Source organism: Proteus hauseri ATCC 700826, assembly GCF_001654965.1.
Taxonomy (GTDB): domain Bacteria; phylum Pseudomonadota; class Gammaproteobacteria; order Enterobacterales; family Enterobacteriaceae; genus Proteus; species Proteus hauseri.
The window spans coordinates 59947-84300 of the sequence record NZ_LXEV01000028.1; the positions used below are offsets into that span (position 1 = coordinate 59947).

Genomic DNA, 24354 nt, shown 5'->3' on the forward strand with positions numbered 1-24354 from the left:
AGTTACTGTATGTCTGAATGATATGATTTTTACCATAAGAATAAATTTTCTGCTAATGCAGGCAATTATTCACACAAAAAAAGCAGGCAATTATGCCTGCTTTTTTTTCTTTATACAGCACAATAATAACGATTATTCTTCGTCGTCAATATCTGCATCGTCTTCTAAATCTGATTCTAGTGCTTCTGATAGACCCTCATTAACAATCACTTCATTAACTTCATCATCATCTAGCGCATCATCTTCATCTTCAACACGTTGCAAACCAACCACCAGCTCGCCTTCTGTAGTACGGATCAAGGTAACACCTTGCGTATTACGTCCAACAATGCTGACTTCTGAAACGCGTGTACGAACTAAAGTACCCGCATTTGTAATCATCATTATTTGGTCAGTCTCTTCAACTTGGATCGCACCAACAACTTTACCATTACGTTCACTCACTTTAATTGAGATAACGCCTTGTGTTGCACGATTTTTCGTTGGGTATTCGCTCTGTACAGTTCGTTTACCATAACCATTTTCAGTGACAGTTAAGATATCACCTTCACCACGTGGGATTATCAGTGAAACGACAGTGTCGTTGTTCAGTTTCATACCACGAACACCCGTCGCAGTACGTCCCATAGGACGAACACAATCTTCTGCAAAGCGTACAACTTTACCATCTGCGGAGAACAGCATGACTTCATTAGTACCATCGGTTAAATCAACACCGATCAGTTCATCACCGTCATTTAAATTAACAGCGATGATACCCGCACTACGAGGACGGCTGAAATCTTTTAATGGTGTCTTTTTCACAGTCCCGCTAGCGGTTGCCATAAAGACAAACTTACCTTCTTCATACTCTCTTACAGGTAAGATAGCAGTAATACGTTCATTCTGTTCAAGAGGCAGTAAGTTAATAATAGGACGACCACGTGCACCACGGCTTGCTTCTGGTAACTGGTAAACTTTCATCCAGTAGAGGCGACCACGGCTTGAGAAACAAAGAATTGTGTCATGAGTATTAGCAACAAGTAGACGATCAATAAAGTCTTCTTCTTTAATTCTCGCAGCTGATTTACCCTTACCGCCACGACGTTGCGCTTCATAGTCAGTCAGTGGTTGATATTTCACGTAGCCCTGATGAGAAAGTGTCACAACAACATTTTCTTCATTGATCAAGTCTTCGATATTAATATCTGCTGTATTTTCGGTAATTTCTGTACGACGAGGATCGTTATATTGATCTTTAATCGCATTTAGCTCTTCACGAATAACTTCCATCAAACGTTCTGGGCTTTTCAGAATATGTAATAATTCAGCAATTTGAAGTAATAAATCACGATATTCATCTAACAGTTTTTCATGCTCAAGACCCGTTAGTTTCTGCAAACGCAGATCCAAAATAGCTTGTGCTTGTTGTTCTGTTAGATAGTATTTTCCTTCATGCACACCATATTGTGGTTCTAGCCATTCAGGGCGAGCAACATTGCTATCGCCAGCACGTTCTAACATTGCAGAAACGCTGCCTAAAGCCCAAGGTTGTGCAATTAAAGCGGCTTTTGCTTCTGCTGGTGTTGGCGCTTGACGGATCATTTCAATAACCGGGTCAATATTTGCCAACGCTATTGCAAGTGCTTCTAAGATATGAGCACGATCACGCGCTTTACGTAATTCAAAAATAGTACGACGAGTCACCACTTCACGACGGTGACGAATAAAGGCTGAAATAATTTCTTTCAGGTTTAACACTTTCGGTTGACCTTGATGCAGTGCAACCATGTTAATACCAAAAGAAACCTGCATCTGAGTCTGAGAAAATAAGTGATTTAGTACAACTTCACCAACAGCATCACGCTTAATTTCAACAACAATGCGCATACCATCTTTATCTGACTCATCACGTAATCCGCTAATGCCTTCAATACGTTTATCTTTAACAAGCTCTGCAATTTTTTCAATTAAGCGAGCTTTGTTCACCTGATAAGGAATTTCCGTCACGATAATTGTTTCGCGACCAGTTTTCTCATCGGTTTCTACATCAGCTTGTGCACGAATATAAATTTTTCCGCGCCCAGTACGGTAAGCATCTAAAATTCCTCTGCGGCCATTAATAATAGCGGCAGTTGGGAAATCAGGCCCCGTGATATGCTCCATCAACTCTTCAATAGTGATGTCTTCGTTATCAACATAAGCAAGACAGCCGTCGATAACTTCACCTAGGTTATGCGGAGGAATGTTTGTTGCCATCCCGACTGCGATACCTGAAGAACCATTGACTAATAAGTTTGGAATACGGGTTGGCATGACTGCCGGGATATGCTCTGTTCCATCATAGTTAGGAACAAAATCAACCGTTTCTTTTTCCAAATCCGCCAGCAGTTCATGGGCGATTTTCGCCATACGAACTTCGGTATAACGCATTGCAGCCGCCGAGTCACCATCAACTGACCCGAAGTTACCCTGCCCGTCAACCAACATGTAACGCATAGAAAAAGGCTGTGCTAAACGAACTATCGTTTCATAAACAGCACTGTCACCGTGCGGGTGATATTTACCGATAACATCCCCAACAACACGGGCTGATTTTTTATAAGGTTTATTCCAATCGTTTCCTAATACATTCATCGCGAAAAGAACGCGACGGTGTACTGGCTTCAGTCCGTCTCGAACATCGGGTAATGCGCGTCCGACAATAACAGACATCGCATAATCCAAATATGAGCTTTTCAGCTCTTCTTCGATATTAACTGGTGTGATTTCTCTGGCAATGTCGCTCATGGAGCCACTGTCCCTCATACTACGGATTCAAAGGTGTAGAACTATACCACAAATCGCCAATTTTAGGAAAACTGAAACAACTAAATTAGTGATTCTTTCTCTATTCTCTTCGATTTCACTCTCTAACGTTGATAGAATCAGATCAATATGAAAATAGGAGTAATGCTTTCTGATGAATGATAAAACAACCTCTTTACATGCTAACGTGGATCAGCATGAAATCGACAAGTTTGAAAGTGTCGCATCACGGTGGTGGGATCTTGAAGGTGAATTTAAACCGCTACACCGTATTAACCCATTAAGGCTCAATTACATCCAAGAACGTGCAGATGGCTTATTTGGTAAAAAAGTGCTTGATGTCGGTTGTGGTGGTGGAATTTTATCTGAAAGTATGGCCTGTGTAGGTGCTGAAGTCACCGGCCTTGATATGGGTGCCGAACCGCTACAAGTTGCTCGTTTACACTCGCTTGAATCAGGTATTCCCGTTACCTATATACAGGATACGGTTGAAAATCATGCCCATGAAAACCCACAGACTTATGATGTTGTCACCTGCATGGAGATGTTAGAACATGTTCCTGACCCTTCATCGGTTGTAAGAGCTTGCGCAAAACTCGTTAAACCGGGTGGTCATGTATTTTTCTCAACCATTAATCGTAATAAAAAAGCATGGTTTATGCTCGTAGTAGGTGCGGAGTATATTCTAAATATGGTACCTAAGGGCACACATGATGCTAATAAATTTATTCGCCCATCAGAGTTATTAAGTTGGGTCGATGATACACAATTACGTACCCAAAATATGATTGGGTTACATTATAATCCGATTTCTAACAAATTCCGATTAGCGCCTAACGTTGATGTTAACTATATGGTGCACACACATTCGACATATAACTCGAATTTATGAAACAGAAAGTTTGATTTGGTTTAATAAAACATCAAACGATCACATTTTTAAAAATTGACTTTGTCTCATAATCACTGTGAATTGCGTTTCTTACTGCCTGTATTTATGCAGGGTACAGGCAGTTGTTAAAAAAATTATCCCCCATTTATCCACAGAAACAATCAGATTTGTGCACTTGATCAATCGCGCAATTACCTTTATCTTGTTATCACCATTTGAACCAACCCCTATATATTGTGTTTCCTTAAATTTCACACCACAAGACTCCTTGACAATAATTGTCATCGGGAGCGTTTTTTTGCGGTATAAAATTTCAGGTAACACTTATGCAAGAAAGGTACATCGCTCATGAATCATAGCCTGCTCGTCACAAAACGTGATGGTCACAAAGAACGCATTGACTTAGACAAAATTCACCGTGTTATTACTTGGGCTGCTGAAGGCCTAGAAAATGTCTCAGTTTCTCAGGTTGAATTACGTTCTCAGATTCAGTTTTATGATGGTATCAAAACCGCTGATATCCATGAAACGCTAGTCAAAGCTGCTGCCGATTTGATCTCTGGTGAAACACCTGACTATCAATATTTAGCTGCTCGCCTTGCTGTATTTAACTTGCGTAAAAAAGCTTATGGCCAATTTGAGCCACCAGCACTGTTTGACCACGTTACAAAGTTGGTTAATTTAGGCAAATATGACCGTCATCTTCTTGAAGATTATACAAAAGAAGAATTTGAACAGATGAACGCCTTTATTGTTCATCAACGTGATATGAACTTCTCTTATGCTGCCGTAAAGCAATTAGAAGGTAAATATTTCGTTCAAAACCGCATTACTGGTGAAATTTACGAAAGTGCTCAATTTCTCTATGTATTAGTGGCAGCGTGCCTATTCTCTCGTTACCCAAAAAATACACGTATGGACTATATCGAGCGTTTTTATAATGCGATTTCAACCTTTAAAATCTCATTACCAACACCAATTATGGCCGGTGTAAGAACACCAACGCGTCAATTTAGCTCCTGTGTACTTATTGAATGCGATGATAGCCTCGATTCTATTAATGCGACGTCAAGTGCAATAGTAAAATATGTCTCTCAGCGTGCAGGTATTGGTATTAATGCGGGTCGAATTCGTGCATTAGGCAGTGCTATTCGTAATGGTGAAGCATTCCATACCGGCTGTATTCCATTCTATAAACACTTCCAAACAGCGGTTAAATCTTGTTCACAAGGTGGTGTCCGTGGTGGTGCTGCAACACTGTTCTACCCATTATGGCATTTAGAAGTCGAAAGTTTATTAGTACTGAAAAATAACCGTGGTGTTGATGATAACCGTGTTCGCCATTTAGATTACGGCGTGCAATTAAATAAATTAATGTATGAACGTTTAATCAAAGGTCAGGATATTACGCTGTTTAGCCCTTCAGATGTGCCAGGTCTTTACGATGCCTTCTTTGCTGATCAAGACGAATTTGAACGTTTATACGTACAATATGAAAAAGATAAAAGCATCCGCCAAAAACAAATTAAAGCGGTGGAGCTATTCTCGTTAATGATGCAAGAACGTGCATCAACAGGCCGTATTTATCTGCAAAACGTTGACCATTGTAATACGCATAGCCCATTTGATCCGGCTGTGGCGCCAATTCGTCAATCTAATTTATGTTTAGAAATTGCGCTGCCAACAAAACCATTAAATGATATTAAAGATCCTGATGGTGAAATTGCATTATGTACGCTCTCGGCATTTAACTTAGGTGCAATTGAAAATCTTGATGATTTAGAAGAGTTAGCTCGTTTAGCGGTTCGCTCACTTGATGCGCTGTTAGATTACCAAGACTACCCAATTGAAGCCGCAAGAAAAGGGGCAATGGGTCGTCGTACATTAGGTATTGGTGTTATTAACTTTGCTTATTATTTAGCAAAACATGGCGTACGTTACTCTGATGGTAGTGCAAATAACATTACACATCGTGCGTTTGAAGCCATTCAATACTATTTATTAAAAGCATCAAATGAATTAGCGAAAGAACAAGGCGCATGCCCGTGGTTTAATGAGACAACTTATTCAGAAGGTATCTTACCTATCGATACCTATAAAAAATCATTAGATGTACTCACTAACGAGCCATTACATTACGATTGGGAAGGTTTACGTAAAGAGATTAAAACTCACGGTTTACGTAACTCAACGTTATCTGCATTGATGCCATCAGAAACATCATCACAGATTTCAAACGCAACCAATGGTATTGAGCCACCTCGTGGTTACATCAGCATCAAAGCATCAAAAGATGGTATCTTGCGCCAAGTTGTTCCTGAGTATGAACGCTTAAAAGGTTCTTACGAGTTACTATGGCAAATGCCAAGTATCGAGGGTTACTTACAGTTAGTTGGTATTATGCAAAAATTTGTTGACCAAGCAATTTCAGCAAACACTAACTACGATCCTACTCGTTTCCCAAGCGGTAAGGTTCCAATGAATCAACTGCTGAAAGATTTGCTGCTCGCTTACAAATATGGAGTGAAAACACTTTATTATCACAATACCCGCGATGGTGCAGATGATGTACAGGGTGATCTGGAAGAAGTCGTTGAGGCTGAAGATTCAGATTGTGAAGGCGGCGCGTGTAAAATTTAATTGAGGAAGCTATGTCTTATACTACTTTTTCACAAGTTAAAAATGATCAACTTCAGGAGCCCATGTTTTTTGGGCAGCCTGTTAACGTAGCCCGTTATGATCAACAGAAATACCCTATTTTTGAGAAATTGATTGAAAAACAGCTCTCTTTTTTCTGGCGACCAGAAGAGGTAGACGTTTCTCGTGATCGTATCGACTATAATGCGTTGCCCGATCATGAAAAACACATTTTTATTAGTAATTTGAAATACCAAACATTGCTTGATTCCATTCAAGGTAGAAGTCCTAACGTGGCATTTTTACCACTGATTTCTATTCCTGAATTGGAAACTTGGGTTGAAACATGGTCTTTCTCTGAAACTATTCACTCACGTTCTTATACGCATATCATTCGTAATATTGTTAACGATCCTTCTGTTGTCTTCGACGATATTGTTGAAAATGAAGAAATCTTAAAACGTGCGCGCGATATTTCTTCTTACTATGACGAGTTAATTCGCTTAACCAACCTTTATCACATGTATGGTGAAGGCGATCATCAAGTAAAAGGCAAAGTCGTTAATGTGACATTACGCAAATTAAAGAAACAACTTTATTTGTGTCTGATGAGTGTTAATGCGTTAGAAGCAATCCGTTTTTATGTTAGCTTTGCTTGTTCTTTCGCGTTTGCAGAACGTGAATTAATGGAAGGTAATGCGAAAATCATTAAATTGATTGCTCGTGATGAAGCCTTACATTTAACAGGAACTCAGCATATGCTGAACCTACTACGCTCTGGTCAGGATGATCCTGAAATGGCGGAGATCGCGGCTGAGTGCGAACAAGAGTGTTATGATCTTTTTGTTGAAGCCGCAGAGCAAGAAAAAGAATGGGCTGAATACTTATTCTCTGAAGGCTCAATGATTGGTTTAAATAAAGATATTCTTTGTCAGTATGTTGAATATATTACCAATATTCGTATGCAAGCTGTCGGTCTAAAATTACCTTTCAAAGGTCGTTCAAATCCTATTCCATGGATTAATGCATGGTTAGTTTCAGACAACGTACAAGTTGCACCACAAGAAGTCGAAGTAAGTTCTTATCTTGTTGGTCAAATCGACTCACAAGTTGACACTGACGACTTAAGTAGTTTTGAGCTGTAATAACACTGAGAATTAACACTGATAACGTTATGGCATCTCATAAAGTGACCCTGCATCAGCAGGGTCTTTCAACACCGCTAGAATTCTGTTCTGATTCTCATCCTTCTTTACTTGAAGCATTAGAACACGGAAAAATTCAAGTCGAATATCAATGCCGAGAAGGTTATTGCGGCTCTTGTCGCTTGCGATTAGTTAAAGGAAAAGTTTGCTATCGTAATAAACCTTTAGCATTTATTCAGGCTGATGAAATCCTGCCTTGTAGTTGCCACCCTATTAGTGATATTGAAATCGAAATTTGCTCTGAATAATTTGAATTATCTTAATTTTCCACTTTTTTCTAACACTCTTATATATCCTTGACTAAAGTTAAATTACAGGATTAAAAAAGGAAGAAATATTATGAAATTCAATTCTATTATCTCAGTTGTTGCCATTTCAGCGTCACTATTACTCGTTGCGGGTTGTTCATCACCACAAAAAATAGAAACGGTTAATGGTCAAACTATCCTAACCACAGACAAAGTTGAGATAAATGAAGCCACTGGGTTAATTACGTATAAAGATGCAGAAACAGGCAAAGTACAACAAATTAACCGTGATCAGATAAGACGTATGGTAGAGCTTGACGATTAATCTCTTTGACGAGTCTTCTCCATTAAAAACGCCAATAAAAATTAATATTGGCGTTTTTTATTTCCCCTCTCTTTTTTGTAAACATAATTTTACAGTTGTCGTAATTAAAATTTGACAGAAATTTACCATTCTTATACTCTTCATTTCAAATAAATAAAACAGTTGGAATAACAGAGGATTTTGTGAAAAATCGCACTATAGGTAGTGTCTTTATTGTCGCAGGAACAACAATAGGGGCTGGGATGCTAGCAATGCCACTTGCTGCTGTGGGTATTGGCTTTAGCACCATCATACTATTACTTATTGGCTTGTGGCTTTTAATGAGCTACACCGCACTGTTACTTGTTGAAGTTTATCAACACAACGATCCTCATACGGGTCTTGGCTCAATTGCTAAACGCTATCTCGGTACAGGTGGGCAATTGGTCACAGGCTTAGCACTACTGCTGTTGATGTATGCCTTAACAACCGCCTATATCAGTGGTGCGGGGGAATTACTCTCTGCAACAATATCCTCTTGGATTGGCAAACCGGTTTCTGTTACACAAGGTATTATTATCTTTACAGTGATTGGGGGGGCTGTAGTAGGAATTGGTACAACATCTGTTGATATGATTAACCGCCTGCTATTTACCGCTAAAGTAATCTTTTTAATCTTTATGCTAGTGGTTATGCTACCTCATGTAGAAACTGTCAATTTAACCTCTATGCCTGTTGCTCATGGGTTAATTTTATCGGCTATCCCCGTTATTTTTACTTCGTTTGGCTTTCATGGCAGCGTGCCAAGTATTGTTAGCTATATGAATGGTGATATTAAAAAGCTGCGCATTATCTTTATTATTGGTAGTGCTATTCCATTAGTTGCTTATATTTTATGGCAGCTAGCGACTCTGGGTGCCATTCCTACAAATACGTTTATGGGAATTATGGCGCAACAATCTGGCTTAAATGGCCTATTAACTGCGATCCGAGATGTTGTTGCAACGCCTCGTGTTAATATTGCAGTAAACTTATTTGCTGCATTAGCGCTAGCGACCTCTTTCCTTGGTGTTGCTCTGGGCTTATTTGACTACTTAGCAGACCTCTTTAAGCGCAGCAATCGTGCCACTGGCCGCGTACAGTCTGGTTTACTTACTTTTGTGCCACCGTTACTTTGCGCACTTTACTTCCCTAACTTTGTACAAGCATTAGCTTATGCTGCTATTGCACTCTCTATTTTAGCACTTTTGTTGCCCGCATTATTAGTTTGGAAAGTAAGACAACAACAACACGCGGATAAGCAATATAGAGTGAAAGGCGGAAAACCTGCCCTTACTATCGTGTTTATCTGTGGTTTGATTGTTATTGGTATCCAAATTGCAATTACTTTTGGTTTATTACCACAAGTAGGTTAATTGCTAAATTATGCCCATAAAAAAACAGGTGTTGCTATCAACACCTGTTTTTTATTTTGTTATATCAATGCGAAAGAACTAATTAAAAATAACGTCTAATTAGAAACTTAAACCTGCACCAACATAGAAACCATCGGCCAATTTATTGTTTGCTCTGTTATGCGCGTTTTCAATCTCAATAACACGATAACCCGCATTAACTTGTAACGGTTTAAATACAGTGTATCGAGCGCCAACATCAGCTTCATAATACGATTTACTGCCTGACGTTAACCCTTCAGGAGAAGCGTAAGCCTCGCCATACACACTGAGAGAAGGGAATACATTCCAGTTAAGTCCAACTCCCCCAGCTAAAGCCGCCCCATCATCACCATTCTTAGGCGATAAATAAAGCGCTTTACCTCCGACACTTGCAGAGAATGGACCTAAAGGCAATGCGAATTTTGCGCCTAAACTACCCATTTGACCATCATGATCACTACGTGCCCAGTTTCCATTAAAAGAGAACCCTGAATTAGCATCACCTAATCCAGCCTGAACATCAGTGTAATGTTTGCCAGCTTGAATATTCATTGATGCCGCGTTAGCGGTTCCTGTAATCAAGAAGACACTTGCCACTCCGGCCAATAAATATTTTTTCATCATTATTACTCCAGCAAATAATTATCCTAATTTATAATTATACTATAAATACACAAAATTAATTTACTTCAATTTGAAAGGTAATCTCCAGAATTTTCAATCTATGTAAATAAGTTACGACTATCAATGGTATTGGTCTAATTGGTTTTATTTATAATCTTGATGTTGCTAAAGTGGAATTCCAGCCGAAATTAACCATAATAAATATAAGGCTGTTCGCTTAGTTTTATTCGCACATGCTATTTTTTAGAACGTTCATAGTTTCATAAACTGGAGAAATGTGATGGAAAAGAAAAAGCTCACAACGGCGTCGGGTGCACCAGTTGTAGATAATAATAACGTAATGACAGCAGGCCCTCGTGGTCCTATGTTACTACAAGATGTCTGGTTTTTAGAAAAGTTAGCCCATTTTGATCGTGAAGTTATTCCTGAAAGACGTATGCATGCCAAGGGCTCCGGTGCTTTCGGTACATTTACTGTTACTCACGATATCACCAAGTATACTCGCGCAAAAATTTTCTCTAAAGTAGGTAAAAAAACAGAGATGTTTGGTCGTTTTTCAACTGTAGCGGGTGAACGTGGTGCGGCTGATGCAGAGCGAGATATTCGTGGTTTTGCATTGAAGTTTTACACCGAAGAAGGTAACTGGGACATGGTAGGTAACAATACCCCAGTATTTTATCTTCGTGATCCATTAAAATTTCCTGATTTAAACCACGTTGTAAAACGTGACCCTCGAACCAATCTGCGCAATCCAGCCTATAAATGGGATTTTTTCTCTCATTTACCAGAATCATTACACCAATTAACTATTGATATGAGCGACCGTGGATTACCACAGAGCTATCGTTTTGTGCATGGTTTTGGTAGCCATACCTATAGCTTTATCAACAAAAATAATGAGCGTTTCTGGGTTAAATTCCATTTTCGTTGCCAACAAGGCATTAAAAATTTAATGGATGATCAAGCTGAAATGCTGGTAGGTACTGATAGGGAAAGTTCACAACGCGACTTATATGAAGCAATTGAACGTGGTGATTACCCTCGCTGGAATTTACAAATTCAAATTATGCCAGAAAAAGAAGCATCAACTGTTCCTTATAACCCATTTGATTTAACTAAAGTATGGCCACATGCAGATTATCCATTAATTGATGTTGGTTATTTCGAATTAAATCGTAATCCAGAAAACTACTTCTCTGATGTAGAACAGGCAGCATTTAGTCCTGCGAATATTGTCCCTGGTATCGGATTCTCTCCTGATAAAATGTTACAAGGTCGCCTATTCTCTTATGGTGATGCGCATCGTTACCGTTTAGGTGTAAACCATCATCAAATTCCGGTTAATGCACCAAAATGCCCATTCCATAACTATCATCGCGATGGCGCAATGCGTGTTGATGGTAATAGTGGCAGTGGAATTACCTACGAACCGAATAATGGTGGGATGTTCCAAGAGCAACCTAATTTTAAAGAGCCGCCATTATCGCTAGAAGGTGCAGCAGATCACTGGAATCATCGCGAAGATGAAGACTATTTCAGCCAACCTCGTGCACTTTATGAATTATTGAGTGATGAAGAACATCAACGCATGTTTGCTCGTATTGCAGGCGAATTATCACAAGCCAGCAAAGATACTCAAAAACGTCAAATCGCCCTATTTAAGAAAGTACATCCTGAATATGGTGCTGGCGTTGAAAAAGCGATCAAAGCATTAGTCAAAAAAGACGCTAAATAACAGAATAATAAGAAGCCCTGTGAGCAACTCGGCCCCTATGCCTCTAGTTAAAAGCTAGGGGCATATTTTTATATTAAAAAGAAAATAGTTAATTATGTGAATTAAAGACTTTTACTTTAGTATTAATTCGTTTAAAAACATTTTCTCCTGTCGTAGATTCATTTTTGTCTATCTGAAAAACCCCTAGAAACCGATATAACACTCGGTTAAGTTCATCTCGAGAATGAGCCATAACAATACGATAATCCCAATCTTCGACATAATTGTTATTGGCTTCAAGACTCTTCTCAATAATCCATTCACCATCAAGAGAAAGCTCATTATCCCAAACACCGGCTTTATAAAGACGAGGAAACCACACCATTGTACGGCCAGATAACCCTATCGCTTTTACAACCTTTTCAGGTAATTTCCAACTACCCGATTGATGATGCCCTTTATTAATATAACCAAAACATTCTAAAGCATCGCGATGGTAGCGAAAAATAGTATGTGGCCCAACTTCCATAACGCCTGCATTTATATGGCGATCAGCTGTATATTGTGCGCTATAATCCCAAGGTATAAACTTCTTTTGCGCCTTTAACTTTTCTTTAGTGCCTATAAGCAACTTAACAAATTCATCTATACTGGCATTGAGCTGTTCTATAGTAACGTTGCTAGCAGAGATCCGTTTTTCACTAAAACCAGTCGCTTCAATAATATCAAATCGCTTCATTGCATCTGCTTTTTTAGCCTCGTCACTATCGTGATGCTCTTCATCTATTTCCAAATACAGATCAAATTGCGGAAAAAATAAATCAGCAAGATATATTTTATCTGAAGAATCTGCTTTTCGAATACATTGCTGACAAATAAACTCAATTTCAAGATCATCTAGTTTGTGAAATATGCGATTAATAACATAATGTTCCCATCTTTTTTTATTAATTTTTGAAAGAGAACGTAAAATATAATCGGTTTTACTCATATAATTATAACGCCAATAATTATGATAAATTGAACAGAATATTCAACACTGAAAGAAGATCAATAATATTTATCTATCAACAAATTAATCTATCTTTTACCCATTTTTGCACTTGCTTACGAGAAATTTTAATTCCCCCATTTTTTAGACTATCGGGGAGTTGTAAACAAACAACGGGTCGTTGAAATCCGGCCAAACGAGAGTGATACCATTGAGGCAACTGATTAACCGTATCAATATCAGCATCAATCACAGCGACAGGACGCTGCCCAAACTCAGCATCATCGATAGGTACAATAAATGATTGACTTATTTTTGGATGAGTATTAAGAATTTTTTCAATATCTTCAGGTTGAATACCTTCACCAGCACTAAAGAAAAGGTTATCTAAACGCCCTAAAATACACCATTCATCTGCGCTAAAACATCCTTTGTCTCTTGTTGAATACCAATCATCGGCGGTTAATGATAAGGGATTTAATTTTCCATCAAACCAATAGCCTAAAGCAACACTATCTGATTTAATTTGAATTTCATTATCTACTAATCTTACTGCTTTACCTTTAAGTGGAAGCCCTACTCCCGCTTTGCCATCAGCGCGTTTAGCACATACCGTCGATGCCATTTCTGTCATACCATAACCGCACCAGCATTGAATACCCCATTTTTCTGCTGCTTGAGTTAATTCAATAGGGATCATAGCGCCTCCCAATAAAACAGATTTTAAGGTAATAAGTTGGGGCTTATCTTGATGACTGTTTTGATGATTGTCTTGGTGTAATAAGCGCCAAAGCTGTGTTGGTACTAAAGAAGCATGGCTACAACCTTGTAAAGCATCAGTTAATGGATGCATAGCACGAACAACGAGTGTGGCACCGCGCAATAACCAGCGCCAAAATATTCCTTGCCCTGATACATGAAAAAGAGGCAAAGAAAGCAACCAGCGATCACCTTTATTAAAAGGCATTAACGATAAAACACCTTCGGCACTGCAAAGGTGCGCATTAAAAGTGTGAACAGCCGCTTTAGGTAACCCCGATGAACCCGAGGTAAGAATAAGAGTTGCCATACGATTAGCATCCCATTCAACAGCTGGAGTTATTGCTGCTTGCTGCTCAAATGCATTCTCATCATAGGCAATACCGTCTAAATCTAGTAATACTGCATCGAATTGAAGCTGAGGAAGACTAAAATCAGCATAAAAATCAATACTAAGATGAGGTAGTAAATCATCTAGCAATGATTCTGGTAATTGGGGATTTAGCGGTAAAACTTTAGCACCACACTGAAAAGCGGCTAACAAGGCAAAGATAAAATGAATATGGTTTTTACCTCTTAACAAAATAGTTTGTTGAGGTCGAACACCTTGTTTATAAAATTTTTGTGCTAATACATTGATATGACATACTAATTGCTGCCACGATATTGGCTGATTGTCAGCAATAATCGCCGTTTCATTTGGGCATAATTCAGCCCAATATTGCCACGGCGATAGCTTAAATTGAACTACTGCTGCCATGTTATCTCAAGTTGCTCAAGAGAGATAAGAGGGATATCAACATTTGGCCACGGTTTAACAAGTTGCTGTTTTATCAGATCAACCGTATCTAACCCTGGAATTGCATTTGGTGTTAACCACTGAGCAATACGAGCCAATTGAGAAAGACCAAAACTGCTTTCAATACTTGAGCTAATAATAGCCTCTAACCCCAAAGCATGTGCTTGTGATACTAAAGACTGGCATCGTTCAAGGCTGCCAACCAGTGTTGGCTTGATAACAATTGCCGTAACACCTGCTTGAGGCTTTATTTCAAAACCGTCATCTCGTACTGTTTCATCCCACGCAATGCTAATCCCGGTTTCTTGAGAGAATGCCAATGACTCAGCTGGCGTTTTGCAAGGCTCTTCTAAAAAAGCGATACGATCACGCCATTGTGGATTAACATATTTAGCAAAACTTTCTGCTTTAGCTGGGGTCCAGCTTCGATTAGCATCAAGTCTTAATTTTAAATCAGGGATCGCTTCTAATAGAAGATTTACCACAATACCGTCACGAACAGCTTCATACAGACCCACTTTGACTTTAGCTACTTTTTCGCCTTCCATTTCATTCAGGCTTAAAATTAAGTCATCAGGATCACCATTACATAATGGTGCTGCACGATAATTTGCTGCTTGAGGTAAAGTCTCAGCTAATTCAGCTAGTGCACAACTTATACCAAATGCAACACTAGGTAACTCACTTTCTGCTGGGTTTTCACCCTTGCACCATGCAGATAACCAAGCGATAGCACAAGCCTGAGCTTCAGGTAACGTTTCGCGGCTAAATTCAGGAAGAGGAGCAATTTCGCCCCAGCCTTGTTTACCATCCTGCTCTAAACAGACAAGAAAACCATCACGGGTTTTCAGCCTTTGATAGCGCAGAACAACGCCTGCCTCCATAGGCAGGCTGAATGAATAGAGTTTTGCGTTTCGCATTATGGATTACGTTTAAATTTAGAGAAATCAGGTTGGCGTTTTTCGTTAAACGCATTACGTCCTTCTTGACCTTCATCAGTCATATAGAACAGCATAGTTGCATTACCCGCTAATTCTTGAAGACCTGCTTGGCCATCACAGTCCGCATTTAATGCCGCTTTTAAGCAGCGTAATGCCATTGGGCTATTTTCAAGCATTTCACGACACCAACGCACCGTTTCTTTCTCAAGATCTGCATAAGGTACAACAGTGTTAACTAGGCCCATTTCCAGTGCTTCTTTTGCATCGTACTGACGACATAAGAACCAAATTTCACGCGCTTTTTTCTGCCCCACGATACGAGCCATATAAGAAGCACCCCAGCCGCCATCGAATGAACCGACTTTTGGCCCTGTCTGACCAAAAATAGCATTTTCAGCAGCAATGGTTAAATCACACATCATATGTAAAACGTGGCCACCACCGATAGAATACCCCGCCACCATCGCTACTACAGGCTTTGGACAAGTACGTATTTGACGCTGGAAATCTAATACATTCAGGTGGTGTGTACCGCTGTCATCACGGTATCCACCGTAATCGCCACGAATTTTTTGGTCACCACCAGCACAGAATGCTTTTTCGCCTGCACCCGTTAAAATGATCGTACCAATACCATCATCATAACGTGCATCGGCTAATGCTTGGATCATCTCTTTGACAGTCAAAGGGCGGAAAGCATTACGCACTTGTGGGCGGTTAATCGTAATTTTCGCGATGCCATCAGCCGATTTATGGTAAAGAATATCTTCAAAATCGCCTGAACAATCTTGCCATTCTATCGGTGCATACAGCTTTTCTTCGCTCGGATAAAGCATAATTAGGTTCCTTTAACCAAAGAGGGATAAAATATGGTTTATCACCGCAGCATAAGCAACAGGCTGAGCCTGATGGGCGTTATGGCCAGCGTGCGGGATAGTCGTTAATGGCAGCGAATACTGCTGCGCTATAGTCTGAAATTTCTTATCTTTCTCACCACATAGCCAAATAAAAGGTAAAGTGAGTTGCTGCAATTCTGCCACCAGCCAAGGTTGATGACCTAATGAAAGGCATTCAAGGCTTTCTGCAATACAAAAACCTGCATTACGGCTACGTTTTTCTATGAGTAACTGGCGTTTTTCATCATTTAAATCTGCAAATACGGGCTGCTGATACCACTGTTCTAATATTTTGGTTATTGGTTCATCGCGAAATCGCTGAGCCCATCGCATATCATGTGCAATTCTATTTTGTCGTTCACTGGCATCATATAAGCCGGGGTTTCCCCCTTCAACAATAAGTCCCATTAATCCTGTAGTATCACCAAAACATGCGTGATACATCGCAATTCTGCCACCCAATGAGTAACCAATTAACCAGTAATGCGTAATATCTTCAGTTTTTAATGTTTCAGTCAGTAATGCACTCACCTCAACAAAGTTTTTAGCACCGATTGACGCTGAATCACCATGCCGTGGTAAATCAATCACTAAAGAGGGGTATTCATGACAGGCAGCAATCACTGGCGCCCATTCATCTCCCTCTCCTAATAGCCCATGTAACCAGACTAACCAAGGCCCTTCATTATGGGCATTATATCTCCGACATGCTAAAGTCATGAGCTGTCACCTGTTTAACTAGCTGATTTAATGTTTGGGCACCATCAGTGTCATTAACAATTAATTCGATTAATGTGGTTTCTGCGCCACCAGCCCAACATTGTTGAACGGTAGAAAATAATGCATCCCAATCAGTAGGTGAGGCATAATTCAGGCCAAACATAGCGGCTGCGTGCTTAAAGTTTAGAGAGTGAGGCATACAATAAAAACGCTCTCGTTGTAACGCAGGTGTTGGCAACATAGAGAATATCTGTCCACCATTATTATTCACCACAATAATAACATTCGGCGCATAAATTTGACGATGCAAGGCTAAACTATTTAAGTCATACAATGCAGATAAATCACCAAGAATGGTTAAAGTGGGTTTTTCTGTTGCTCTATGCACACCCGCTGCTGTTGAAAGTAGACCATCAATACCACTTGCACCTCGGTTACTCATTACAGGATAACCTTGAGGCAAAACACCTAACGCATCAATTAACCTAACAATAAGACTATTGCCAACAAATAATTGTCCATCTTTAGGAAGTAATGTACTTAATTTATGAGCTACTTGTGCTTCACCAAAATTTTGCGTGGCTTGTTTCACTTGCTGATACGTCTGTTTAGCTATTTCAGTTAATGCTGTTGCCCAAGGCAAATTATCTACAGCAGAATGCGCCGCTAACCATTGTAATGGAGGTACGGTAAATTTCTCACCTTGATGATGTCCTGGATCTAAACGCCCCGCAATAGCATCTATTATCCAATAATTTTTTGGCGAGCAGCCAACTTGCCACTGTAATAATCGTTTACCCGTTAAACTTGAGCCAAATTGAATAACAATTTCAGCTTGGTTTAATAATGATTTTGCTTGAGGATTATTTAGCCATAAATCAGCACAAGGTAACGGCTGCCCTGTTTGAGAAAGTACATCACTTAATAAAGGCCAACCTAATTGAGATGCCCATTTAGCAACTTCAATACCTTCTTGGGCGCTGATCCTTCCAGCAATAACGACGCCTTTTTTCTGGCATAATCTATGCCATTGAGGATGCGTTGCTGCCGATAACGTCATTGTTTCTTGTAACCAAGGGCGATAATTTTGCCACCACTCACCTAATGCATCACTCCACGGGCAAGCATTTGCGTCATCATCACCATATAAAGGTTCGGCAAAAGGACAATTGACATGCAAAGCACCATGCACAAGCTCATTCATGGCATTATCAACCGTAGAAACAAGCCAACTTGCTGAAATATCGGAGGTTGGCCTTGGTAATGAAAGTGTTTTTGATGGATGACTTGCGAAAATACCTTGCTGACGAATGGCTTGATTCGCGCCACAATCAATAAGTTCAGGTGGTCTATCCGCAGTAAGGAAAACAAGGCGTTCACCGGTTAATCCGGCCTCAATAAGAGCGGGATATAAATTAGCAACCGCCGTGCCTGATGTCACAATAACAGCGACAGGCTCTTGTGTTGCTTTAGCTAAACCTAACGCTAAATGCCCCAATCCGCGTTCATCAAAATGTGTATGACAAATCAACTTGCTATTATTAGCAGCAGCAAGCGTTAAAGGTGTTGAACGAGATCCAGGAGCAATACAGATATGGCGCAAACCATGACGAGTCAAAGCTTCAAGTATAACTTTAGCCCATTGGCGATTAAACGAACTATTAGACATTGATCATCCCAACAACGAAAACTTACAATTGCTATTATAATATCTGTTCCTAAATACTTTTCCTTAGCCTAGTTCAATGAACAGAAGTTTTCGTTAAATAAATAGTGAAAGAAAACACTCATAGGAGTGCATTATTTAGGCTAAGTACTCAACATATTTTAAGTTAATGTGTTTTTCTTTCGTCAACAGTATAAATAAATAGCACTAATTATCTCAAGAATAGCATTTATTAGTTCGCTGATAGCAGAGGTTATTTAAAGAGTAGCACTAAATAACAGCATTAAATAATACTCCCCATTATGTTTCACTCTATTAGCACTACTGCGTTCAAGGAATTCCTGCACAATATTATTTTTTTTCTTGTAATAAAGTGCGTAACCCTGCGGCTTTATTCTCGATTTCGTCCCATTCTTGCAAAGGTGAAGATCCGGCAACAACCCCCGCACCAGCATAAAGCGTTAATGTATCATCATGCAATTCACCACAACGCAAACTAACAGCAAATTCAGCATGAGATAATCCTAAATAACCTGCGGAGCCGGCATACCAACGCCTTTTAAAGGGTTCATGCTGATGAATAAATGCGCGAGCAACAGTACGAGGTAAGCCACACACAGCCGCTGTAGGCTGTAAGCGTTTTAAACAATCAACATCATCTGTATCAATAAGTTTACCGTGAATATAACGACGAAGGTGCTGCACTTTGCGTAATCGAATTACATCAGCAGGCGAAACATCAATACCTTCTATTCCACCTTGTAAGCGCTGACAAATATCATCAACTACGACTAAGTTTTCATGCTGATTTTTCTTGTCATTCATTAGCCAATCAGCAAGTTCCATTGCTTGTTGCTCATTCTCAGAACTTGCTACAGTACCTGCTAATGCTTCGGTATAAAGTTGTTTTTCATCACGATAATACAAGCGTTCAGGCGACGAACCAATAAACGCATCTGAAGGAGAAAATGCCAACATATAATGATAGCAATGATGGTTAACATCACGACTTGCTTTCATAAATTGAATAGCTTTAAGCGGATTATCAAGCGTTAAACACGTTGCTCTTGCAGGAACAACTTTTTCGAAGGTTCCCTGCTCAATCTCATGTAAAGCGAGCTCAAGATAGTTAACCCACTGATCTTGAGTTAATGAATGTTTTACTGAAATAACAGAAACAGAAAGCGGCGAAATTTCTAGCTCATCATTTAATGTACTTAGAAAAGTTAATGCATCATCTCTATCTTTTTCACCAAGTAAATTGATATGCACAGAGAGTTGCTGCTGCTGACGTCTTATTTCAATTCTGGGCAAGAAAAGATAAGCATCATCACCACTTTGTTGATCAATTCGGCCAGGAATAATGGTATCCCACGCATTTAATCCCCAAATGCGAACATCATCAGTATTAGATTCATTTTTATGAGTACTTAAAAATTCTCGCGCATCACGAATATGATTAAAACAACATAATTGTCCGCAAGCTGCGATTTCCTCATATTCATCGCGATGCTGCCAATAAAACTGAGGGTAATACGTTTGTGCTGCAAGCCAAGAAAGTAGTGAAAATGAAACGTCTGAGGCCAAGGCGACTTTCAGATGTAAAAGATTACCTTGTGCTGTCAGATTTATATTTTTAACTTTTTCGTACAGTGTCGAAAACACAGGTTTAACCTTTTCCACTCCAAATACCCGCAACTAATTAAAAAGGAGATTATACGTTTCTATAAGAATTATCAAAGAGCTGATTAATTATAACCTTTGTCATTTATCAAAGTTTTGTATTTTTCATGTTACAAAGTAGAAGAGTTAACCAGCTATCTGTAAATAACAAATGCATTATTTCAAAATCATGCCATAGAATTAATATTTATTATACCTAAGAGAGAGGTTATATGGATACAACCATCTTTGAATATGTTGATAAAATCATCGAAAAAACAGAACTTCCAGAAGTTGCGCTAGGTTTAATACTCGGAAAAAATATTGAAGGAGGTCGAAGCCCTGGTATTTTTACTTCTTATGATCTTAAAAAAATTAAAAACTATATCGATAAAATATTAATACTTCCTTATCAAAAAGAAACAGTAATTGAGTTTCTTGGATATGACGATATTCATATTTCTCAAATTTCTTCAGATAATATTCAAGCTCTTTTTTTAAGAATGAGAGAACATGCTTTTGGGTGGAATAAAATAGAATATGCGATTAAACAACAAGCAATAGATCTTGAAATTATAGGAAGAGAAATCACAACAACTGGAGAACAGATTTTATTATTTATTAGCCAAATGCCGTTACTCGATAAGATAAATATAAAATTAGAAGACATTTCAGAAAAAGAAACATCAACAATTAAATATACTCAACAAGATAAAGAAGTAACAACCCAACTTATTACTATTTTAGAAAGTATGAAGAATGATATTAATGATGAGTATCAAAAAACAATAAAAATAAAGAATATGGTTTGTGACTTTATAGCCAAAATAACTGGTGGCGAAAGTAGTAATGGTGCTTTACAACAATCAATTTACTACGACATTATTAATAAAAAAAGAATTATTAATGAACACCTTAGCAGTAATAACACATCATTTATTGAAGAAAAAAGTATCTTAGAAAATGAAATTGAAGCTTTAAAAGAAGAATATAAGCAATATGTTAAACTTGCTTTTACAGGCTTAGCCTTTGGCATTGTAGGTGTTATCATCACAGGTGGTATTTTTGGTGCTAAAGCAGAGGAAGCACGCAAGAAAAAAAATGCTATTATTGAAAATCTTAATCAAGTAAATAACAATATAAAAATCCATTCTAATATTTCATTATGTTTACAAAGGTTTCAAACAGATTTAGGAGAGATTGAACAATATATCGAAGATGCCAATATGGCACTAGAACATCTTGAATATATGTGGCAGACAACATTAACTGAAATTAATGCCTCACTGATAAATTTAAAAAAAGTAGATAATGCTATGGAACTTATTCGTTTTAGTATTTACTTGGAAAAAATGATTTCACCTTGGTATATGGTTATAGGCTATTCAAAAGAGATGATTGCTATATTTGATGAAGCATTATCTGATTTTTATTCCTCTAAATAACAAAGGAATTGTTATGAATAAAATGAATATAGATACTAAAGAAAAATTCGAACATTCAGTCTTTTTTAATGCTATAAAAAACATTCGCCAAATTAGTATTCATCTATCGAAGAATAATGATGAACTTAATAATAAACTTATCTCAATTTATATAAATAATAATAAAATATTAGATAGTATTATTAGTTTTTCCATTTCTATTAAAAGTAGATTAAAACAGAAACTATTAACGGGGGCAATCGGTACCCTTGGTGAAATTGATAATGAAATATTAAAAAAATCGCAAAATTTAGAAATAGTCAAAAAATTAAGTAATGAACGAAGAATAATTGAAGATATTTTAAAAGAAGAAATTGATGAGTCAATTAATATTATCAATTTTTATCAAGTTTTTATTAATAATAATAAAGAGTTTTTAAGTAAGTTTAGTTTAAAAAAAGATATTGATCCTTTAATTATTACGGAAGAAAAACATGCCGAAGAAGTAGGCAATAAAATTCTTTTAAATAAAGAAAATATTTTTAAGCTTAAAGAAAAAATTGACATTATTACTAAAAGCGAGGATATCATTAACAATGAGAGTATCATTGATATTTTTAATGCCAGTATTCCCTCAAAAGAAACGATTTCATCATTAAATATAGATATTTCAGAAAAAAACATATTAAAACTACTAATAGATTCATTAGATAATCTACTTTCTCAACTTGATAAAGGTTTTACATATCAAAATCTCATTGAGACACGCCACCAACTTATTGATGATTACCTTGCTGAAATCAAAAATTTGTCTGTGCTAGAAAATCAAAAACGCATGATTATTTTTACTCAGACCTATTATCACTCATTAGTTAATATTGAATTTTATTTTAAATTATTAGCAGAACAACTGACATTACTCGAACAATATTGGTGCTCTCTTATTTATCAATTAACTCAGTTAAAAAACAATATATTAGATACCAATAATATTATTGAACCACACTTATTATTCTTAGGTAAATTTTTAGATGAATACTAATTAACGGGTAATTATTTTATCTTAACAACTTGAATTATTTAGCAGAAAATAACAATACGTTAGGATAAAGAAAATGTTAGATATAAAAAAGCCTGATTAAAAATCAGGCTTTTATTTAAGTTAACTAAACTATGGATTAATTCACAGTAGGTGAAATAATGGAAAAGTTAGTTAATTCAATTAATGGCTGTGGCCAAATACCTAACGCAATAACGATTATCGCACAAATTAACGCAACAAAAGCAGCCATATTTTGTGATGTTGTCGTCATGACAGGTGTGTTGTCGTTGTCTGGTTTGCGTAAGAAAACTATCGCGGCAGCACGTAAGTAATAGAACAGACCAATAGCACTACCTAATACTACCATGCCTGTTAACCACCATAAGCTAGAGTCGATACCTGCAATAATGACATACAGTTTACCGATAAAGCCTAACGTAATTGGTACACCCGCTAATGATAACATCATTAGTGACATTACCAACGCAACAACCGGACGACGCCAGAATAACCCACGATAATCTTCGAGTAATTCAAGCTCCCCTTCACGGTATGGGCTGGAAGCAACGGCAATTGCACCAAATGCACCTAAGCTAGCAAATAAGTAACCCGCTAAATAAATTTCAGCAGTTTCTTGCGCAAGTATAGGGCTGTATTGCAACACAATCAATGCAACTAACAGATAACCAAGGTGCGATACAGAAGAGTAACCCAATAAACGTTTTACGTTTTTCTGTGTCAGCGCCATGATGTTACCAAACAGGATAGATGCTATCGCCATTACACCTAAGATCATGCGTAACGTTTCACTGTCTGCTGCGGGAGCTTCAAGGAATAGACGCATAACCACTGCGAAGATACCAATCTTACTTGCCGTGGCTAAAAATGCCCCCGTTGGTGCTGGTGCACCTTGGTAAACATCAGGAGTCCACAGTTGGAATGGGAATAACGACAACTTAAAGCCAATTCCCACCAGCATCATTCCTAAACCTGCTAATACTAAAGGTTTGTGGATATTGCTATCACTTAAGCTTTGACCCATTGCAGTAAACGACAGGTTTCCTGCTTCGGCATAAAGAAGTGCCATACCAAATAATAAGAAAGATGATGCCGCCGCTGAAAGCAGCATATATTTTATGCTCGCTTCCAGTGATGGACGTTGTTGGAATGCGTAACCAATAAGACCAAACAACGGTAATGTCAGTAACTCAATCCCAATAAACATCGATGCGAAGTGGTGTGCAGAAGAGAGTAAAATCCCCCCCACTACCGCTATCGCAACCAGCATATAAAACTCTTCTTTGTTATCTTGATAACCTTCTAACCAAGGATAAGCAAAAGCAATGGTTCCAATCCCCGCAATAATAATTAATGCGGTGAAGAAACTGGAATACCCATCGACATGATAGAGCGTTGTAACATCTACTACGCCTAATGCATTAACGTAATAAAGCGATCCTAGCGCAATGATAAAACCAGTGACTGTCAAAGTGGCAATAGTAAAATGATCGCGTCGCCACGCAATGGCCAGCATCACAACCACCACCGTCAATCCGACGATCAACAGCGGTAGCATTGCGATCAGTTGTTGAGGAGTTATTGTCATG

The 24354-nt window shown here is 38.2% G+C and carries 19 protein-coding genes; 9 read left to right on the plus strand and 10 right to left on the minus strand.

Annotated elements, in window-relative coordinates:
* Positions 1 to 132: 132 nt before the first annotated feature.
* Positions 133 to 2769 carry a DNA topoisomerase (ATP-hydrolyzing) subunit A gene (gyrA, locus tag M997_RS12470; RefSeq protein WP_064720437.1) on the minus strand — a complete coding sequence of 879 codons (2637 nt, stop codon included), beginning with the start codon at positions 2767 to 2769 and terminating at the stop codon, positions 133 to 135.
* Positions 2770 to 2941: 172 nt separating this feature from the next.
* Between gyrA and ubiG the strand changes: the two genes are divergently transcribed.
* From ubiG to tyrP, 6 genes are all read left to right on the plus strand, one after another.
* On the plus strand, positions 2942 to 3679 hold the full coding sequence (ubiG, locus tag M997_RS12475) for a bifunctional 2-polyprenyl-6-hydroxyphenol methylase/3-demethylubiquinol 3-O-methyltransferase UbiG (RefSeq protein ID WP_064720438.1): 738 nt from the start codon (positions 2942 to 2944) through the stop codon (positions 3677 to 3679).
* A gap of 348 nt (positions 3680 to 4027) precedes the next feature.
* Positions 4028 to 6319 carry a class 1a ribonucleoside-diphosphate reductase subunit alpha gene (nrdA, locus tag M997_RS12485; RefSeq protein WP_064720439.1) on the plus strand — a complete coding sequence of 764 codons (2292 nt, stop codon included), beginning with the start codon at positions 4028 to 4030 and terminating at the stop codon, positions 6317 to 6319.
* 11 nt (positions 6320 to 6330) lie between these two features.
* A complete protein-coding gene (gene nrdB, locus M997_RS12490; RefSeq protein ID WP_064720440.1) occupies positions 6331 to 7461 on the plus strand; it encodes a class Ia ribonucleoside-diphosphate reductase subunit beta in 1131 nt (376 codons plus the stop codon).
* A 29-nt stretch (positions 7462 to 7490) separates the two neighbouring features.
* Positions 7491 to 7769, plus strand: a complete 279-nt coding sequence (gene yfaE / locus M997_RS12495; RefSeq protein ID WP_064720441.1) for a class I ribonucleotide reductase maintenance protein YfaE — start codon at positions 7491 to 7493, stop codon at positions 7767 to 7769.
* Between the two features lie 91 nt (positions 7770 to 7860).
* Positions 7861 to 8094 carry a YgdI/YgdR family lipoprotein gene (locus tag M997_RS12500; protein WP_064720442.1) on the plus strand — a complete coding sequence of 78 codons (234 nt, stop codon included), beginning with the start codon at positions 7861 to 7863 and terminating at the stop codon, positions 8092 to 8094.
* 182 nt (positions 8095 to 8276) lie between these two features.
* Positions 8277 to 9488 (plus strand): tyrosine transporter TyrP, encoded by a 1212-nt coding sequence (gene tyrP / locus M997_RS12505; RefSeq protein WP_064720443.1) that lies wholly within the window; start codon positions 8277 to 8279, stop codon positions 9486 to 9488.
* A 99-nt stretch (positions 9489 to 9587) separates the two neighbouring features.
* Here the strand turns inward: tyrP and M997_RS12510 are convergent, their stop codons facing one another.
* Positions 9588 to 10130, minus strand: a complete 543-nt coding sequence (locus tag M997_RS12510; RefSeq protein WP_064720471.1) for a YfaZ family outer membrane protein — start codon at positions 10128 to 10130, stop codon at positions 9588 to 9590.
* A gap of 283 nt (positions 10131 to 10413) precedes the next feature.
* Here M997_RS12510 and M997_RS12515 point away from each other — a divergent pair, with 283 nt between their 5' ends.
* On the plus strand, positions 10414 to 11868 hold the full coding sequence (locus M997_RS12515; protein ID WP_064720444.1) for a catalase: 1455 nt from the start codon (positions 10414 to 10416) through the stop codon (positions 11866 to 11868).
* Between the two features lie 88 nt (positions 11869 to 11956).
* Here M997_RS12515 and M997_RS12520 read toward each other — a convergent pair whose 3' ends face one another.
* From M997_RS12520 to M997_RS12550, 7 genes are all read right to left on the minus strand, one after another.
* Positions 11957 to 12838, minus strand: coding sequence for an AbaSI family restriction endonuclease (locus M997_RS12520; RefSeq protein ID WP_064720445.1), 882 nt, complete (start codon positions 12836 to 12838; stop codon positions 11957 to 11959).
* 76 nt (positions 12839 to 12914) lie between these two features.
* Positions 12915 to 14357 carry an o-succinylbenzoate--CoA ligase gene (menE, locus tag M997_RS12525; protein WP_064720446.1) on the minus strand — a complete coding sequence of 481 codons (1443 nt, stop codon included), beginning with the start codon at positions 14355 to 14357 and terminating at the stop codon, positions 12915 to 12917.
* Complete coding sequence (gene menC / locus M997_RS12530; protein WP_064720447.1) at positions 14345 to 15316, minus strand: o-succinylbenzoate synthase; 972 nt, start codon at positions 15314 to 15316, stop codon at positions 14345 to 14347. The genes menE and menC overlap by 13 nt, the downstream gene beginning before the upstream one ends.
* Positions 15316 to 16173 (minus strand): 1,4-dihydroxy-2-naphthoyl-CoA synthase, encoded by an 858-nt coding sequence (gene menB, locus M997_RS12535; RefSeq protein WP_064720448.1) that lies wholly within the window; start codon positions 16171 to 16173, stop codon positions 15316 to 15318. The genes menC and menB overlap by 1 nt, the downstream gene beginning before the upstream one ends.
* 12 nt (positions 16174 to 16185) lie before the next feature.
* Positions 16186 to 16953 (minus strand): 2-succinyl-6-hydroxy-2,4-cyclohexadiene-1-carboxylate synthase, encoded by a 768-nt coding sequence (menH, locus tag M997_RS12540; RefSeq protein ID WP_064720449.1) that lies wholly within the window; start codon positions 16951 to 16953, stop codon positions 16186 to 16188.
* Positions 16928 to 18622, minus strand: a complete 1695-nt coding sequence (gene menD / locus M997_RS12545; RefSeq protein WP_064720450.1) for a 2-succinyl-5-enolpyruvyl-6-hydroxy-3-cyclohexene-1-carboxylic-acid synthase — start codon at positions 18620 to 18622, stop codon at positions 16928 to 16930. The genes menH and menD overlap by 26 nt, the downstream gene beginning before the upstream one ends.
* 348 nt (positions 18623 to 18970) lie before the next feature.
* Complete coding sequence (locus M997_RS12550) at positions 18971 to 20302, minus strand: isochorismate synthase (protein ID WP_064720451.1); 1332 nt, start codon at positions 20300 to 20302, stop codon at positions 18971 to 18973.
* Positions 20303 to 20514: 212 nt separating this feature from the next.
* Between M997_RS12550 and M997_RS12555 the strand changes: the two genes are divergently transcribed.
* Together M997_RS12555 and M997_RS12560 are read left to right on the plus strand one after the other, a co-directional pair.
* Entirely contained in the window at positions 20515 to 21726 is a 1212-nt protein-coding gene (locus tag M997_RS12555; protein ID WP_064720452.1) for an alpha-xenorhabdolysin family binary toxin subunit A, read from the plus strand.
* 13 nt (positions 21727 to 21739) lie between these two features.
* The gene (locus M997_RS12560; protein ID WP_064720472.1) at positions 21740 to 22747 is read left to right on the plus strand and encodes an alpha-xenorhabdolysin family binary toxin subunit B; all 1008 of its coding nucleotides are present in this window, start codon (positions 21740 to 21742) and stop codon (positions 22745 to 22747) included.
* A gap of 136 nt (positions 22748 to 22883) precedes the next feature.
* On the opposite strand, the gene nuoN is transcribed toward M997_RS12560, so the two are convergent.
* Positions 22884 to 24353, minus strand: coding sequence for an NADH-quinone oxidoreductase subunit NuoN (gene nuoN, locus M997_RS12565; RefSeq protein WP_064720453.1), 1470 nt, complete (start codon positions 24351 to 24353; stop codon positions 22884 to 22886).
* Position 24354: the final 1 nt, after the last annotated feature.